The organism is Pseudomonas sp. H3_A02 (genome assembly GCF_054671965.1).
Map to the genome: position 1 here is coordinate 114,490 of NZ_CP162807.1, position 15,497 is coordinate 129,986.

At 61.3% G+C, this 15,497-nt stretch carries 17 protein-coding genes and 1 pseudogene; 7 read left to right on the top strand and 11 right to left on the bottom strand.

Annotated features, from left to right (window positions below; translation table 11 throughout):
- Positions 1-75: 75 nt before the first annotated feature.
- Positions 76-891, bottom strand: coding sequence for a M48 family metallopeptidase (locus AB4N80_RS00515; protein WP_122568865.1), 816 nt, complete (start codon positions 889-891; stop codon positions 76-78).
- A 1,394-nt stretch (positions 892-2,285) separates the two neighbouring features.
- On the opposite strand from AB4N80_RS00515, the pseudogene AB4N80_RS00520 reads away from it, so the two are divergent.
- Positions 2,286-2,342: pseudogene (locus AB4N80_RS00520) on the top strand (hypothetical protein); the annotation flags it as partial.
- A 201-nt stretch (positions 2,343-2,543) separates the two neighbouring features.
- Positions 2,544-3,248, top strand: a complete 705-nt coding sequence (locus AB4N80_RS00525; RefSeq protein ID WP_411828789.1) for a methyl-accepting chemotaxis protein — start codon at positions 2,544-2,546, stop codon at positions 3,246-3,248.
- Between the two features lie 649 nt (positions 3,249-3,897).
- Here the strand turns inward: AB4N80_RS00525 and hisC are convergent.
- From hisC to AB4N80_RS00575, 10 genes are all read right to left on the bottom strand, one after another.
- On the bottom strand, positions 3,898-4,950 hold the full coding sequence (gene hisC / locus AB4N80_RS00530; RefSeq protein ID WP_122568867.1) for a histidinol-phosphate transaminase: 1,053 nt from the start codon (positions 4,948-4,950) through the stop codon (positions 3,898-3,900).
- Between the two features lies 1 nt (position 4,951).
- Complete coding sequence (gene hisD / locus AB4N80_RS00535; protein ID WP_122568868.1) at positions 4,952-6,289, bottom strand: histidinol dehydrogenase; 1,338 nt, start codon at positions 6,287-6,289, stop codon at positions 4,952-4,954.
- A 122-nt stretch (positions 6,290-6,411) separates the two neighbouring features.
- Complete coding sequence (gene hisG, locus AB4N80_RS00540) at positions 6,412-7,047, bottom strand: ATP phosphoribosyltransferase (RefSeq protein ID WP_053118502.1); 636 nt, start codon at positions 7,045-7,047, stop codon at positions 6,412-6,414.
- A gap of 129 nt (positions 7,048-7,176) precedes the next feature.
- Complete coding sequence (gene murA, locus AB4N80_RS00545; RefSeq protein ID WP_122568869.1) at positions 7,177-8,442, bottom strand: UDP-N-acetylglucosamine 1-carboxyvinyltransferase; 1,266 nt, start codon at positions 8,440-8,442, stop codon at positions 7,177-7,179.
- 22 nt (positions 8,443-8,464) lie between these two features.
- Complete coding sequence (locus tag AB4N80_RS00550) at positions 8,465-8,704, bottom strand: BolA family protein (RefSeq protein ID WP_007953556.1); 240 nt, start codon at positions 8,702-8,704, stop codon at positions 8,465-8,467.
- A 115-nt stretch (positions 8,705-8,819) separates the two neighbouring features.
- The gene (locus AB4N80_RS00555) at positions 8,820-9,125 is read right to left on the bottom strand and encodes an STAS domain-containing protein (RefSeq protein WP_122568908.1); all 306 of its coding nucleotides are present in this window, start codon (positions 9,123-9,125) and stop codon (positions 8,820-8,822) included.
- An 8-nt stretch (positions 9,126-9,133) separates the two neighbouring features.
- On the bottom strand, positions 9,134-9,787 hold the full coding sequence (locus AB4N80_RS00560) for an MlaC/ttg2D family ABC transporter substrate-binding protein (RefSeq protein WP_122568870.1): 654 nt from the start codon (positions 9,785-9,787) through the stop codon (positions 9,134-9,136).
- An 11-nt stretch (positions 9,788-9,798) separates the two neighbouring features.
- Entirely contained in the window at positions 9,799-10,266 is a 468-nt protein-coding gene (gene mlaD, locus AB4N80_RS00565) for an outer membrane lipid asymmetry maintenance protein MlaD (RefSeq protein WP_122568871.1), read from the bottom strand.
- A complete protein-coding gene (mlaE, locus tag AB4N80_RS00570; protein ID WP_079302654.1) occupies positions 10,266-11,063 on the bottom strand; it encodes a lipid asymmetry maintenance ABC transporter permease subunit MlaE in 798 nt (265 codons plus the stop codon). The genes mlaD and mlaE overlap by 1 nt, the downstream gene beginning before the upstream one ends.
- On the bottom strand, positions 11,063-11,872 hold the full coding sequence (locus AB4N80_RS00575; RefSeq protein ID WP_092205009.1) for an ATP-binding cassette domain-containing protein: 810 nt from the start codon (positions 11,870-11,872) through the stop codon (positions 11,063-11,065). The genes mlaE and AB4N80_RS00575 overlap by 1 nt, the downstream gene beginning before the upstream one ends.
- A 273-nt stretch (positions 11,873-12,145) precedes the next feature.
- Between AB4N80_RS00575 and AB4N80_RS00580 the strand changes: the two genes are divergently transcribed.
- Genes AB4N80_RS00580 through lptB form a run of 5 tightly spaced genes read left to right on the top strand, consistent with a single transcriptional unit; the run spans position 12,146 to position 15,482 of the window.
- Positions 12,146-13,120, top strand: a complete 975-nt coding sequence (locus tag AB4N80_RS00580; RefSeq protein ID WP_122568872.1) for a KpsF/GutQ family sugar-phosphate isomerase — start codon at positions 12,146-12,148, stop codon at positions 13,118-13,120.
- Positions 13,121-13,645: a KdsC family phosphatase gene (locus AB4N80_RS00585; RefSeq protein ID WP_109753554.1), complete on the top strand. Its 525-nt coding sequence runs from the start codon at positions 13,121-13,123 to the stop codon at positions 13,643-13,645.
- A gap of 7 nt (positions 13,646-13,652) precedes the next feature.
- Entirely contained in the window at positions 13,653-14,222 is a 570-nt protein-coding gene (gene lptC / locus AB4N80_RS00590) for an LPS export ABC transporter periplasmic protein LptC (RefSeq protein WP_122568873.1), read from the top strand.
- A complete protein-coding gene (lptA, locus tag AB4N80_RS00595; RefSeq protein ID WP_122568874.1) occupies positions 14,209-14,757 on the top strand; it encodes a lipopolysaccharide transport periplasmic protein LptA in 549 nt (182 codons plus the stop codon). The genes lptC and lptA overlap by 14 nt, the downstream gene beginning before the upstream one ends.
- The gene (gene lptB / locus AB4N80_RS00600; protein WP_018614004.1) at positions 14,757-15,482 is read left to right on the top strand and encodes an LPS export ABC transporter ATP-binding protein; all 726 of its coding nucleotides are present in this window, start codon (positions 14,757-14,759) and stop codon (positions 15,480-15,482) included. The genes lptA and lptB overlap by 1 nt, the downstream gene beginning before the upstream one ends.
- Positions 15,483-15,497: the final 15 nt, after the last annotated feature.

The following is a 15,497-nucleotide window of genomic DNA, read 5'->3' on the forward strand; positions in this document are numbered from 1 at the left end:
CGATAAGCCATGACGCGGTTTGATTGACGTCTGCGTCGCCCCTGTCGCGAGCAAGCTTTACTCCCACAGCGATGCTTACTTCTTGGCCTGCTGATACAGCGGCATCACCTTCGGAATCGCCGCCTGCAACGAAGCGATACGACTGCTCGACGATGGGTGGGTGCTCATGAATTCCGGCGGCGCGCCTTCCGAGGCCTTGGCCATCTTGTTCCACAGGGTGATCGCGGCGTTCGGGTCGTAGCCGGCGCGGGCGGCCAGTTCGAGGCCGATCAGGTCGGCTTCGTTCTCGTTACCTCGGCTGTTGGGCAAGGTCATGCCGTAGTTGGCGACGGTGTCAGCCAATGCCAGGCTATCCTGGCCGAGGCCGAAGATGGCACCGGCGCCCTGCTTGGCCATTTCGATACCGTAGGCCTTGGACATTGCTTCGCGCCCGTGCTCGCGCAGGGCGTGGGCGATTTCATGGCCAATGATCGCGGCGATTTCATCGTCGGTGAGCTTCAGCTTATTGATCAGGCCGGTGTAGAAAATAATTTTCCCACCAGGGCCGCAGCTGGCGTTGAGCTCATCGCTCTTGATCAGGTTCACTTCCCAGTTCCATTGCGCCGAATCAGGACGGAACACCGGCGCCTGGGCGATCAGCCGACTGGAGATAGCCTGGACCCGCTTGGCATCACTGCTGGTCTTGTCCAACACGCCCTGGGCACTCGCCTCGCCCATCGTCTTTTGATAGGACTGGGCGTACATCTGGTTGACCTGGTCGGTCGACAGCATGCTGAACATGTACTGCTTGCGCTCCACGCCCACGGCTCCGCCGCTGGTGGTGTTGACTGACTGGCAACCTGCAAGCAGCAGACCCGCGCTGATAGCGCTGACCATCAAAGTCTTGTTCATACAAAAGAAGCTCCATGGAATCGTGGGCGTATCCTAGGCCTTGATTTGTATCGGCGCCAGATACACAAGGAGGGATTAGCGTTTTTTCGGACAGATCTCACCGCGTCCATTTGCGACACCCACTTCGCTAATACAGTCACCCGACGAACAGCGCCTCATGCCGCGCCACAGAAACGCCGATACAGACTCCAGACGTCATTTCCGCGTCCGGAGCCTTTATGAAATTCAGATCGATCCAGTTTTCCGTGGCCGCCCTGGCCGGTGCCATCGTGCTCAGCGTGGTCGGCGCCCTTGTGCTGTACGCGCTGTTTGCCGGCGCCCGCACCCAGGAGATGGTGCAACAGCGAACCAAGGCGCAGTTCGAGCAACTCATCGAACAACGCCTCAGTGCCCTGGCCCGCACCCAGGCCAGCCTGATCCAGCGGGAATTGGAAGCACCGCTGTTGCTCGCCCGTGGCCTGGCCACCAGCAATGCCTTGATGGGTATGAACGGCGCGGACGGCAACCCGCAACTGAAGGTACCCCGCGAGCAAATGATCAGCCTGCTGCGCGAAACCGTGGTGCGCAACCCGAAGATCCTCGGCGCCTATATCGCCTGGGAGCCGAACGCCATCGACCACGATGACGCCAATTATGTGAACAGCCCGGTGCTGGGCATGGAAACCAACGGACGTTTCCTGCCGTGGTGGTTTCGCAACCAGGACGGCTCCCTGGGCCTGGAAAAACTTGCCGACGTGACCGACCAGAAACTGCTCTCCACCGGCATCCGCGCCAGTGAGTACTACCTGTGCTCCCAGGACAGCAAGAAAGCCTGCGTGATCGACCCGGCGCCCTACCGCGTCGGCAGTACGATGACCATGCTCGCCTCGTTCATCGAGCCGATCATGATCGATGGCAAGTTCCAGGGCATCGTCGGCGCCGACCTGTCGGTGAACTTCATCCAGGACATGCTCGTGGCCGCCGACGGCAAGTTGTACGACGGTGCCGGGGAAATGGCCTTGCTCTCCAACAACAACCGGCTGGTGGCCTTCACCAAGGACCCGAGCAAACTCGGGGAAAAGGCCAGCGACCTGCTGGACGCCAGCGAACTGGATAACCTCGCCAAGCTGGGCGTCGGCGAGGTGCGCTACGACATTGATGAAGAACACGGGCATATCGAGGTGTACATGCCGTTCGGCATCGGCGAGACCAACGCTCGCTGGACGCTGATGCTGCAGTTGCCGCTGAAAGCGGTCATGGCCGACCTGCAAGCGTTGCAGCAAGATCTCGACCAACAGCGCCAGGCCGATATCTTCGGCATGGCAATGGTGGGTCTGGTGATCGCCGGCATCGGCCTGCTGGTGATCTGGCTGGTGGGCCACGGCATTGCCCGGCCACTCAAACAAATGGTGGCAATGCTTGATGACATCGCCCAGGGCGAAGGCGACCTGACCCGCCGCTTGGTGAGCGACCGCGCCGATGAGCTGGGGGCGATCGCCAGGGGGTTCAACACCTTCCTGAGCAAGTTGCAGGGCATGATCACCCAGGTGGTGACCTCGGTGCAGAGCGTCAGCGACTCATCGGAGCACACGGCCGATATCGCGATCCGCACCAATCAGGGCGTGCACAAGCAGATGTCCGAGATCGATCAGGTTGCCACAGCGGTGCACGAAATGACCGCCACGGCCCAGGACGTGGCCCGCAACGCGACTCAGGCGGCCCAGGCCGCCAGTCATGCGGACCAAGCCGCCAGCCAGGGCATGCAGATCGTCCGGGATACCTCCACCTCCATTGGTGCCCTGGCCGTGGAAATCGGCAAGGCGGTGGGTGTGGTGCAGACACTGGCCAAGGACAGCGAGAACATCAACGCGATCCTCACCGCCATCCGCGGCATCGCCGAGCAGACCAACCTGCTGGCCCTCAACGCGGCCATCGAAGCGGCCCGGGCCGGTGAACAGGGCCGTGGTTTCGCGGTGGTCGCCGATGAAGTGCGCAACCTGGCGCAGAAAACGCAGCAGGCGACCGAAGAAATCCAGGCGATGATCCAGCAGTTGCAACAAGGCACCCGGGACGTGGTGCGGGTGATGGAAGACAGCCAGCACCGTACCGATGAAAGCGTGCAGCATGCGGCGAAAGCGGCCCAGGCCCTGGAGACGATTACCCAGGCGGTGTCGGTGATCAATGACATGAACACCCAGATCGCCAGCGCTGCCGAGGAACAAAGCGCCGTGGCTGATGACATCAACCGCAACGTGATCAACATCGGGCAAGTGGCGAACGAAGTGGCCAGCGGCGCCGACGAATCCAGCGCGGCCAGCGCCGGGCTGACCAAACTGGCGGAGCAGCAGCGGCGGTTGATCAACCAGTTCAGGGTCTGATCCAAAGGCCCCATCGCGAGCAAGCTCGCTCCCACAGGGGTATCTGCGGTGGCATGCCGATCTGGTGAACACCCCAAAACAACTGTGGGAGCGAGCTTGCTCGCGATAGCGTCAGGTCAGCCAACATTGAAGTGACTGACACTACGCCTTCGCGAGCAAGCCCGCTCCCACAGAGGATTTGCGGTGGAATTCCGACCTTGCTAACACCCCAAAAAACTGTGGGAGCGAGCTTGCTCGCGATAGCGTCAGGTCAGCCAACATTGAAGTGACTGACACTACGCCTTCGCGAGCAAGCTCGCTCCCACAGAGGATTTGCGGTGGAATTCCGACCTTGCTAACACCCCAAAAAACTGTGGGAGCAAAGCTTGCTCGCGATAGCGTCAGGTCAGCCAACATTGAGGTGACTGACACGACACCTTCGCGAGCAAGCTCGCTCCCACAGGGGTATCTGCGGTGGCATGCCGATCTGGTGAACACCCCAAAACAACTGTGGGAGCGAGCTTGCTCGCGATGGCGTCAGCTCAGCCAATATTGTAGTGACTGACACTACGCCTTCGCGAGCAAGCCCGCTCCCACAGAGGGTTTGCGGTGGAATTCCAACCTTGCTCCCACAGATTCCTACAGACTCCCACAGGTTCAATGCAGGGTTTCAGAGTTCGCCGAGGGCGTCGATCAGGGCCTGGTTCTGCTCCGGTGTACCGATGCTGATCCGCAGGAACTGGGCAATCCGCTCCTGCTTGAAGTGCCGCACGATCACACCCTGTTCCCGCAGTTTTGCCGCCAACCCTGCCGCATCGTGGCGGGGGTGGCGGGCGAAGATGAAGTTGGCCGCTGAGGGCAGGACTTCAAAACCCTTGGCTTGCAACTGGGCCACCACCCATTCACGGTGCTCGATGACTAACCGGCAGGTCTGGTCGAAATGCTCACGATCATCGAACGCCGCCGCGCCGCCGACGTTCGCCAGGCGATCCAGCGGGTAGGAGTTGAAGCTGTTCTTGATCCGCTCCAGCGCTTCGATCAGGTCCGGATGGCCCACCGCCAGGCCCACGCGCAGCCCCGCCAGCGAGCGGGACTTGGACAATGTCTGGGTCACCAGCAGGTTCGGATAACGGTCCACCAGGCTGATGGCCGTTTCACCGCCGAAGTCGATGTAGGCCTCGTCGACCACCACTACCGAATCCGGGCTGGCCTTGAGGATCTGTTCGACCGCGTCCAGCGCCAGCAGGCAGCCAGTCGGTGCGTTCGGGTTGGGGAAGATGATCCCGCCGTTGGGTTTGGCGTAGTCGGCCGGGTCGATCTGGAATTGCTCATCCAGCGGCACCGCCTCGAACTGGATGCCGTACAACCCGCAATACACCGGATAGAAGCTGTAGCTGATGTCCGGAAACAACAGCGGCTGGTCGTGCTGCAACAGGCCGTGAAAAATGTGCGCCAGCACTTCATCCGAACCGTTACCCAGGAACACCTGGTTGCTCTGCACGCCGTAGTAGCGGGCCACGGCGCCTTTGAGCAGGTCGCTGTTAGGGTCCGGATACAGGCGCAGGTTGTCGTTCAGTTCGGTCTGCATCGCCGCCAGGGCCTTGGGCGATGGGCCGTAGGGGTTCTCGTTGGTGTTGAGCTTGACCAACCGGGTCAGCTTCGGCTGTTCGCCCGGCACGTAGGGCACCAGGTTCTTGACGAACGGGCTCCAGAATTTACTCATTTCAGTTCCCCTGCCCTTTAATGGAATTCTCGTCAAGAATACGGTACTCGGCGCTGCGGGCGTGGGCGCTCAGCGATTCGCCACGGGCCAGCACCGAGGCGGTCTTGCCCAGTTCGGAAGCACCCTGCTCGGAGCAGAAAATGATCGACGAACGTTTCTGGAAGTCATACACCCCCAGCGGCGACGAGAAGCGCGCGGTGCCGGAAGTCGGCAACACGTGGTTGGGACCTGCGCAATAGTCACCCAGGGCTTCGCTGGTGTGGCGGCCCATGAAGATCGCACCGGCGTGGCGGATCTGCGGCAACCAGGCCTGCGGATCGGCGACCGACAATTCCAGGTGCTCCGGCGCGATGCGGTTGGCGACCTCGATGGCCTGCGCCATGTCGTCGACCTTGATCAGCGCCCCACGACCATTGATCGAGGTGTTGATGATCTCGGCGCGGTCCATAGTCGGCAACAGCTTGTCGATGCTGGCGGCGACCTTGTCGAGGAACTCGGCGTCCGGGCTGACCAGGATCGCCTGGGCGTCTTCGTCGTGCTCGGCCTGGGAAAACAGGTCCATGGCGATCCAGTCCGGATCGGTCTGGCCGTCGCACACCACGAGGATTTCCGACGGGCCGGCGATCATGTCGATGCCGACCTGGCCGAACACGTGGCGCTTGGCAGTGGCGACATAGATGTTGCCCGGGCCGACCACTTTGTCGACCCTCGGCACGCTTTCCGTGCCATAAGCCAGCGCGGCAACGGCCTGGGCGCCACCGATGGTGAACACCCGGTCCACGCCAGCGATGCAGGCGGCGGCCAGCACCAGTTCGTTGATTTCACCCCGCGGGGTCGGGACGACCATGACCACCTCGGTCACGCCAGCAACCTTGGCCGGAATGGCGTTCATCAGCACCGAGGACGGATAGGACGCCTTGCCGCCCGGTACGTACAGACCGGCGCGGTCCAGCGGTGTGACTTTCTGGCCCAGCACCGTGCCGTCGGCCTCGGTGTAGCTCCAGGAATCCTGTTTCTGCCTTTCGTGATAATCACGCACCCGCGACGCGGCTTTTTCCAGGGCTTCGCGCTGGGGTACGGTGATCCGGGTCAGGGCCAGTTCCAGGCGCTCGCGCGGCAGGATCAGATCGGCCATGGACGCCACTTGCAGGCCATCGAATTTCTGGGTGAATTCCACCAGGGCGGCGTCGCCACGCTCGCGCACGGCCTTGATGATGTCCAGCACCCGCTGATTGACCGAGTCGTCAGACACACTTTCCCAGCTCAGCAGATGATCCAGATGATGTGCGAAATCCGGGTCGGCAGCGTTGAGTCGGCGAATCGAAGTGGGAGCGGTCATAGCGAGGGCCTCATTAATGGCAATGCTCAGGCGCCCTAAGCTACCAGTCCATTCGCGTGGGCACCTGAGAAAATTGGCTATGACACGGATAGACGGGCGCGACTCAAGGTCGCGCAGGTGGATCAGCCGCGGTGTCGCGATTCCACTGCCTTGCGCAGGGTATCGATCAAAGCCTGGATACGGGCATGCTGCATTTTCATCGACGCCTTGTTGACGACCAGCCGGGAGGTGATGTCAGCGATGAAATCCTGGGGCTCCAGGCCGTTGGCCCGCAGGGTGTTGCCGGTGTCGACCACGTCGATGATCTTGTCCGCCAGGCCGATCAGCGGCGCCAGCTCCATCGAACCGTACAACTTGATGATGTCGACCTGACGGCCCTGCTCGGCGTAATAACGCTTGGCAATGTTGACGAACTTGGTCGCCACCCGCAGACGCCCCTTGGGCTCCGGCGCGCCGACTTTACCGGCGGTCATCAGCTTGCAGCGGGCGATCCGCAGGTCCAGGGGCTCGTACAGGCCCTGGCCGCCGTATTCCATCAGCACGTCTTTACCGGCGACGCCCAGGTCGGCGGCGCCATGTTCCACGTAGGTCGGCACGTCGGTGGCACGCACGATCAGCAAGCGCACGTCGGCCTGGGTCGTGGGGATGATCAGCTTGCGGCTCTTGTCCGGATTCTCGGTCGGCACGATGCCCGCTTCAGCCAGAAGCGGCAGGGTGTCGTCAAGGATGCGGCCCTTGGACAGTGCGATGGTCAACATGGGAAACGTCAGTCCTTATCAAGGTACTCATGCCCGGTCGCAAGCGGCGCCGGACACACATCGAGGGTGCAAACACCCTCGACCTGAAACGAAATCAACGGGCACATCCTTATGCCCATGCAGCCGGAACTAGCCCGGCACGCGGCGGATCTTGGCGCCGAGCATCTGCAGTTTTTCTTCGATGCACTCGTAGCCACGGTCGATGTGGTAGATGCGGTCGATGAGGGTATCGCCTTCGGCAACCAGGGCCGAGATCACCAAGCTGGCCGAAGCCCGCAGGTCGGTGGCCATCACTGGCGCGCCCTTGAGCTTCTCGGTGCCGGTGACGATGGCTGTGTTGCCTTCGACCTGGATCTTGGCGCCCATGCGGTGCAGTTCGTAGACGTGCATGAAGCGGTTTTCAAAGATCGTCTCGATCACTGCGCCGGTGCCTTCGGCAATGGCGTTGAGGGAGATGAACTGCGCCTGCATGTCGGTCGGGAACGCCGGGTACGGAGCGGTCCGCACGTTGACGGCCTTGGGCCGTTTGCCGTGCATGTTCACTTCGATCCAGTCTTCGCCACAGGTGACTTCGGCACCGGCTTCCTTGAGTTTTTCCAGGACGGCTTCGAGGATGGTCGGATCGGTGTCCTTGACCTTGACGCGGCCACCGGTGACGGCAGCAGCCACCAGGTAGGTGCCGGTTTCGATCCGGTCCGGCATCACTTTGTAGGTGGCCGAGTGCAGGCGCTCGACGCCATCGATGGTGATGGTGTCGGTGCCGGCGCCGCTGATCTTGGCACCCATGGCGATCAGAAAGTTCGCCAGGTCGACCACTTCAGGCTCGCGGGCGGCGTTTTGCAGCACGCTGCGGCCCTTGGCCAGTGCAGCGGCCATCATGATGTTCTCGGTACCGGTCACGCTGACGGTATCGAAGAAGAAGTGCGCGCCGCGCAAGCCGCCTTTCGGCGCCTTGGCCTTGATGTAGCCGCCTTCGACGTCGATTACCGCGCCCATGGCTTCCAGGCCGCGGATGTGCAGGTCCACCGGACGCGAGCCAATGGCGCAACCGCCAGGCAAGGCGACTTCGGCTTCACCGAAACGGGCGACCATCGGGCCCAGTACCAGGATCGACGCACGCATGGTCTTCACCAGCTCGTACGGGGCGATCAGGGTCTTGATGGTGCGTGGGTCGATTTCGACGCTGAGCTTCTCGTCGATCACAGGCTCAATGCCCATGCGGCCGAACAGCTCGATCATCGTGGTGATGTCGTGCAGGTGCGGCAGGTTGGCCACGGTCACAGGACCATCGCACAGCAGGGTCGCAGCCAGGATGGGCAGGGCGGAGTTCTTTGCCCCGGAAATACGGATTTCGCCATCAAGACGAACGCCGCCGGTAATAATCAGTTTATCCATAAGAATCTCGAGGCCCTTGGGCTCAGGTGCGCTCGGCCCAGGCCGCGCTGCTGAAAAATTTCATCGTGACCGCGTGGATGCTGCCATCGGCAATCCATGGGTTCAAATGGGCATAGATGCTCTGCTGACGCTTCACTGGGCTCAATGCCGCCAGTTCATCGCTGATTACGTTCAGCTGGAAGTTGCAGCCTTCGCCTTCAACTTCCACCTGCGTACCAGGCAGCTTTCCTTCAAGGAAGCTCTTCACTTCTACAGCCTGCATGCTCAACCTCAATCGGCGCCCTGTGCGCGCGGGTCGCACATCATACAAAAAAGCCCCGCGCCTGCGAACCCCGCGAAGCAGGACTCTGACGGGGGGACTTTTCCAACGATGTGGGTCAGGAGTGCGCCAACAGCTCGGTCAGCTCGCTGACCTGGGCTATTTCGCGCATGTCTTCGGGCATCCCACGGATGCTCCACGTTTTGCCGGCCGCCTTGGCGTCCCGCATGAAGCACAGCAGCAGCGACAAGCCGACACTGCTGGACTTGCGCACCGCCGAGCAGTCAATGACCACCTCGGCGGCGCCGACGGACTTGATCAGCGCCTGGCCCTGCTTGCGCAAGGCCGGGCCGGTGCGGTAGTCCAGCACGCCACTGAGCAGCAGCTCACCAGCCCCGCCCAGACGAACGGCCGACTCACTCACCGACTCGATCATTGTTCCTGGTTCTCTTTGGCTTCTTCGGTCACTTCCTTGGCCTTGGCGACTTCACCGGCCCAACCGTTGATGGTCTTGTCCAGGTCGTTGCCGTTGCGCTGCATCGCGTCGGCGAACTGATCGCGGAACAGCTTGCCAATGTTGATGCCATTGATGATCACGTTGCGCACCTTCCACTCGCCGTTGATTTTCTCGAGTGTGTAGGACACAGGGTAGACCGCGCCGTTGTTGCCCTTGACCTGCATGTCGACGCTGGTGCGGGTGCCGCTTTCGTCCTTGGCCGGGGAAACGGTGATGCCCTGGTTGTTGTATTCCAGCAAGGCGTTGCCATAGAACTGCATCAGGCTGCGTTTGAAGTTCTCCTGGAAGCGGGTCATCTGCGCCGGGCTTGCCTTGCGCGAGTACTTGACGGTCATGATGCTCTTGGAGATGCCATCGGCGTCCACCACCGGGCCGACGATGCCGTTCAGCGCGTCATAGAAGGCGCTGGGGTCCTGCTTGTATTTCTCTTTATTGGCGGCAAGGTCCGCCAACAACCGGGTGGTCGTGTCCTGGATGATGTCATGGGCCGAAGGCGCGGCCACGGCGTTGGCCATCAACGGCAGCGCCGCGAGCAGCACCAACAGGCTACGTCGCAAGATAGAGATCATTCAAAAGCTCCTCATTTGGCGTCTTTGCTAACGGTATTGAGCAGGAATTTACCGATCAGGTCCTCGAGCACCAGGGACGACTGCGTGTCATGGATGACGCCGCCGTCCTTGAGCACGGTGTCTTCCCCACCCACGCTGATGCCAATGTATTTCTCGCCCAGCAGCCCGGCCGTGAGGATAGATGCAGTGGAGTCAATCGGCAGGTTGTCCACGCGCTTTTCCAGCTGCAGCGTCACCCGACCGGTGAAATCCTCGCGGTTAAGATCGATTGCCGTGACCTTGCCGATGGTCACACCGGCCATGGTCACCTTGGCTCTGACCGTCAAACCGGCGATATTGTCAAAGTTTGCATAAAGTTTATAAGTATCGGTGCTTGCCGTCGGCGCCAATCCACTGACCCGCAGGGCCAGCAGCAGCAAAGCCAGGATGCCAGCCAGCAAGAAAAGGCCGACACCGATTTCCAGGGTGCGGTTTTGCATCAGAAATCTCCAAACATCAAGGCGGTCAGAATAAAGTCGAGGCCCAGGACCGCCAGCGAGGCGTACACCACGGTCTTGGTTGTGGCACGGCTGATCCCCTCTGAAGTGGGCTCACAGTCATAGCCTTGAAACACGGCGATCCAGGTCACGACGAACGCGAACACGGCACTTTTGATCACGCCATTGAGGACATCGTCGAGAAAATCGACGCTATTTTGCATGTTGGCCCAATAGGAACCCTCATAGACCCCCAGCCAGTCGACAGCCACCCAGGAGCCGCCCCAGATTCCCACGACGCTGAAAATCATCGCCAGCACCGGCAGGGAAATGAAGCCGGCCCACAGGCGCGGGGCAATGATGTACTTGAGCGGGTCGACACCGATCATTTCCAGGCTGGACAGCTGTTCGGTGGACTTCATGTTACCGATTTCAGCCGTCAGCGCCGAACCGGCCCGCCCGGCGAACAGCAGCGCGGTCACCACGGGGCCGAGCTCACGCAGCAGTGTCAGGGCAACCATCTGCCCCACCGCCTGCTCCGAACCGTAGCTGGACAAAATGCTGAAGCCCTGCAGCGCCAGCACCATGCCGATGAAAATCCCGGAGACCACGATGATCACCAGGGACATCACGCCCACCGAGTGCAACTGCTTGACCAGCAGGCCAAAACCGCCGCCCGTCGAGTTGCGACCGAGCAAGGCGTGCATCAAAAACAGCGAGGAACGGCCCAGTACTGCCACCACGTCGATGCCGGAGCGGCCGAACAGGCGAATTCTTTCCAATAGTGATTTCTTGCGCATCAGCGCTTCCCCAGCAGATCGGTACGGTAATCCGTGGCCGGAAAATGGAACGCCACTGGCCCGTCCGGATCACCCTTCATGAATTGGCGAATGCGCGGGTTGTCCGAATCCGCCAGCTCCTGCGGTGTGCCCTGCCCCAGCACCTGGCCGTCGCCAACCACATAGATGTAGTCGGCAATGCTGGCGGTTTCAGCCAGGTCGTGGGAGACCACGATACTGGTGATGCCCAGCGCATCGTTGAGCAGGCGGATCAGGCGCACGAGCACGCCCATGGCGATCGGGTCCTGGCCGACGAAGGGCTCGTCGTACATAAGGATCTTCGGATCGAGGGCAATCGCCCGCGCCAAGGCGACGCGACGCTTCATGCCGCCGGACAGTTCGTCCGGCATCAGGTCGATGGCCCCGCGCAGCCCGACGGCCTGCAACTTGAGCAGGACGATGTCGCGAATCATCTCTTCCGGCAGGTCGGTATGGACTCGCAGTGGGAACGCCACGTTCTCGAACACATCAAGGTCGGTAAACAGCGCGCCGCTCTGGAACAGTACGCCCATGTGCTTGCGCGCATCGAACAGGTCGCTGCGAGACAATTGGGGAAGATTCTGGCCATTGACCCAGACTTCGCCGGCGCTGGGGCGCAGTTGTGCCCCCATCAGCCGCAGCAACGTGGTCTTGCCACACCCGGACGGCCCCATGATGCCGGTGACCTTGCCCCGTGGTATGCGAATATCGATGTCATTGAAAATGCTGCGCGTCCCTCGCTTGAAGGACAGTCCCTTCAGCTCGACCGCGTAGGCGTTGTCGGCACTCATCTAAACTCCTTGCGATGCAGCCTCACATTCGAATGCCCCGGGCAGCCGACAAGCGCCGGTACCGCCGGGCACGCGAACCGGCGGCGAACTATATCACTGCAACAGCCAAGCGCCCAAGGCCAACGCCCCGCCCGTTAAGCCTGGCTTAAGGAAAAAGCCACATTTTATGTCAATCGTTGCGGCCCCTCGAACAAAGCATGACGAACTTACGTGAGGGAATTGTTCATTGCCGCTATAATCGCCGCCTTTTCATCGGGCTATACGATTTCTGACATGAGCCAATCCAGCGACCTGATTCAATCGGCACAACGTACCATCCGCCTAGAGCTCGAAGCCGTGCAAGGCTTGCTGCCCCATATCGACGCTGATTTCGTACGCGCCTGCGAGATGATTCTGGCCAGCAAGGGCCGCGTGGTCGTGGTCGGCATGGGTAAGTCCGGGCACATCGGCAACAAGATCGCCGCCACCCTCGCCAGCACCGGCACCACGGCTTTTTTCGTCCATCCGGCCGAAGCCAGCCACGGGGACATGGGCATGATTACCCGGGACGACGTCATCCTGGCCCTGTCCAACTCCGGCTCCACCAATGAGATCATCACCCTGCTGCCGCTGATCAAGCGCCTGGGCATCCAGTTGATCAGCGTGACCGGCAACCCCGCCTCGCCGCTGGCCAAGGCCGCCGAAGTGAACCTCAACGTCCATGTCGAACACGAAGCCTGCCCGCTGAACCTGGCGCCGACCTCCTCCACCACCGCGGCGCTGGTCATGGGCGATGCACTGGCCGTGGCGCTGCTGGAAGCCCGGGGTTTCACCGCCGAAGATTTCGCCTTTTCCCACCCCGGTGGCGCCCTTGGCCGTCGCCTGTTGCTGAAAGTCGAAAACGTGATGCACGCCGGCCAGGAATTGCCACAGGTACTGCGCGGCACGCTGCTCAAGGACGCGTTGATGGAAATGACCCGCAAGGGACTGGGCATGACCGTAGTCCTGGAGACCGACGGCAAGCTCGCCGGGATCTTTACCGACGGCGACCTGCGCCGCACCCTGGACCGCACCATCGACATTCATAGCGCGACCATCGAGCAAGTCATGACGCCTCACGGCAAGACTGCCCGCGCCGAGATGCTCGCCGCCGAGGCCCTGAAAATCATGGAAGACCACAAGATCAGCGCCCTGGTGGTCGTCGACGACGACGACCGTCCGGTGGGCGCCCTGAACATGCACGATTTGCTGCGTGCGGGAGTCATGTAAATGAACACAGACCTGTTGCAACGGGGCAAAGCCATCAAGCTGGCCGTGTTCGATGTGGACGGCGTGCTGACTGACGGTCGCCTGTACTTCCTCGAAGACGGTAGCGAATTCAAGACCTTCAACACCCTCGATGGCCAGGGCATCAAGATGCTGATGGCCGCCGGCGTACAGACCGCTATCATCAGCGGCCGAAAGACCCCAGTGGTCGAGCGGCGCGCGAAGAACCTCGGCATCCCGCACCTTTACCAAGGGCGCGAGGACAAACTGGTGGTGCTGGACGAGCTTCTGGGTCAACTCAACCTAAGCTATGAACAGGTGGCCTACCTCGGTGACGACCTGCCGGACCTGCCGGTAATTCGCCGGGTCGGCCTGGGCATGGCGGTCGCCAATGCGGCCAGCTTCGTCCGCGAGCACGCCCACGGCGTCACCACGGCGCGAGGCGGCGAAGGTGCGGCCCGCGAGTTCTGTGAACTGATCCTGCGCGCCCAGGGCCGCCTCGAAGCGGCCAACGCCGCGTACCTGTGAGCCATTTATGCTGAGCAAAAAGATTCGCACCATTGTGGTGTTTGCCTGTATCGCGGCGATTTTCGCCGCAGTGGGCTATTGGAACATCAGCCCCGAACGGTTTCTCGACCAAACTACACCCCAGGTCGAGGAGCGGATCGACTGGTACGCGACCAACACCCATACCCTGCAGTACCTGCCCGACGGCAAAGTGCAATATGAGATGACGTCCGACAAGGTCGACCACGTAAAGGCCACTGACATTACGCTGGTCACCAAACCGGACCTGAACATGTTCCGCGGCACCGAATTCCCGTGGCATGTGCAGAGCGAGCACGCCGAAGTCAATTCCGGCGGCACCGAAGTGGAACTGATCGACTCGGTACGCGTTGCCCGAACCGACGAGAAAAACCGCACGACCATCATCACCAGCACACGCATGACCGTATTCCCACAGCAAGAATATGCGCAGACCGAGCAACCCGTTAGAATCGACGGCGCCGGGGGTGTATCGACCGGCACGGGAATGAAAGCGTATTTGAAGGAAAGCAGGATACACCTGCTATCGAACGTAAGAGGACAGTATGAAGCTCGCTAAAACCCTCCCTATTTTGCTCAGTCTGGGCGCAGCACTGGGAAGCGCGAGCGCCTGGGCTCTTCCCAACGACCGCGACCAGCCTATCCGCATCCAGGCCGACGACGCCCAACTCGACGACAAGAATGGCGTCGCCACCTATAAAGGCGACGTGATCATCACCCAGGGCTCGATGAAGGTCACCGGCAACACCGTGACCATCACCCGCACCCCAGCTGGCGATATCGATGTGGTGACTTCGGTGGGCAACCTGGCCTATTTCGAGCAGATGCAAACCGTGGGCGACACTAAGCCCGTCCAGGGCTACGGGGTGACCATCCAGTACCACGCCTCCCAGGATCGCGTGGTCCTGATCGACCGCGCCAAGGTCGTCGACAAGGACAACAACGTTACCCAGGGCGAGAAAATCGTCTACGACACGGTCAAGAAGCTGGCCAGTGCCGGTCGCGCCACCGGTAGCAAGGTGACCGAGTCGCGTCCGCGCATCGACATGGTGATCCAGCCGAAAAAGAAAACCGACGAGCAGAAGGCCCAGTAATGGCAACTCTGAAAGCTCAGCACTTGGCCAAGAGCTACAAGAGCCGTCAAGTCGTGCGTGATGTCAGCCTGTCCATCGACAGCGGCCAGATCGTTGGTCTGCTCGGTCCTAACGGCGCGGGCAAGACCACTTGCTTCTACATGATCGTCGGCCTGGTCCAGGCCGATCAGGGGCGCGTGTTGATCGACGACCTGGATGTCAGCCACCAGCCGATGCACGGCCGGGCGAAGGCAGGTATCGGCTATTTGCCGCAAGAAGCGTCGATCTTCCGCAAACTGTCGGTAGCCGACAACATCATGGCGATCCTCGAGACCCGCAAGGAACTCGACAAGGCCGGCCGTCGCCAGGAACTGGAAAGCCTGCTGCAGGAATTCCACATCAGCCACATTCGCGACAACCTGGGCATGAGCCTGTCGGGTGGTGAACGGCGTCGTGTGGAAATCGCCCGCGCCCTGGCCACCGCACCGAAGTTCATCCTGCTCGACGAACCGTTCGCCGGCGTGGACCCGATTTCGGTGGGCGACATCAAGCAGATCATCCATCACCTCAAGGCCAAGGGTATCGGTGTGCTGATCACCGACCACAACGTGCGCGAGACCCTGGACATCTGCGAAACCGCCTACATTGTCAATGACGGCCAATTGATCGCCGAAGGTGACTCCGCCGCGATCCTGGCCAATGACCTGGTCAAGGAAGTGTACCTGGGCCATGAGTTCCGCCTGTAAGCACACGTGTCTGGC

Bases quoted from the DNA above. Each gene is read 5' to 3' on its own strand.
- AB4N80_RS00515 (WP_122568865.1), bottom strand. From the start codon at position 891: ATGAACAAGACTTTGATGGTCAGCGCTATCAGCGCGGGTCTGCTGCTT.
- AB4N80_RS00525 (WP_411828789.1), top strand. From the start codon at position 2,544: ATGACCGCCACGGCCCAGGACGTGGCCCGCAACGCGACTCAGGCGGCC.
- hisC (WP_122568867.1), bottom strand. From the start codon at position 4,950: ATGAGTAAATTCTGGAGCCCGTTCGTCAAGAACCTGGTGCCCTACGTG.
- hisD (WP_122568868.1), bottom strand. From the start codon at position 6,289: ATGACCGCTCCCACTTCGATTCGCCGACTCAACGCTGCCGACCCGGAT.
- hisG (WP_053118502.1), bottom strand. From the start codon at position 7,047: ATGTTGACCATCGCACTGTCCAAGGGCCGCATCCTTGACGACACCCTG.
- murA (WP_122568869.1), bottom strand. From the start codon at position 8,442: ATGGATAAACTGATTATTACCGGCGGCGTTCGTCTTGATGGCGAAATC.
- AB4N80_RS00550 (WP_007953556.1), bottom strand. From the start codon at position 8,704: ATGCAGGCTGTAGAAGTGAAGAGCTTCCTTGAAGGAAAGCTGCCTGGT.
- AB4N80_RS00560 (WP_122568870.1), bottom strand. From the start codon at position 9,787: ATGATCTCTATCTTGCGACGTAGCCTGTTGGTGCTGCTCGCGGCGCTG.
- mlaD (WP_122568871.1), bottom strand. From the start codon at position 10,266: ATGCAAAACCGCACCCTGGAAATCGGTGTCGGCCTTTTCTTGCTGGCT.
- mlaE (WP_079302654.1), bottom strand. From the start codon at position 11,063: ATGCGCAAGAAATCACTATTGGAAAGAATTCGCCTGTTCGGCCGCTCC.
- AB4N80_RS00575 (WP_092205009.1), bottom strand. From the start codon at position 11,872: ATGAGTGCCGACAACGCCTACGCGGTCGAGCTGAAGGGACTGTCCTTC.
- AB4N80_RS00580 (WP_122568872.1), top strand. From the start codon at position 12,146: ATGAGCCAATCCAGCGACCTGATTCAATCGGCACAACGTACCATCCGC.
- AB4N80_RS00585 (WP_109753554.1), top strand. From the start codon at position 13,121: ATGAACACAGACCTGTTGCAACGGGGCAAAGCCATCAAGCTGGCCGTG.
- lptC (WP_122568873.1), top strand. From the start codon at position 13,653: ATGCTGAGCAAAAAGATTCGCACCATTGTGGTGTTTGCCTGTATCGCG.
- lptA (WP_122568874.1), top strand. From the start codon at position 14,209: ATGAAGCTCGCTAAAACCCTCCCTATTTTGCTCAGTCTGGGCGCAGCA.
- lptB (WP_018614004.1), top strand. From the start codon at position 14,757: ATGGCAACTCTGAAAGCTCAGCACTTGGCCAAGAGCTACAAGAGCCGT.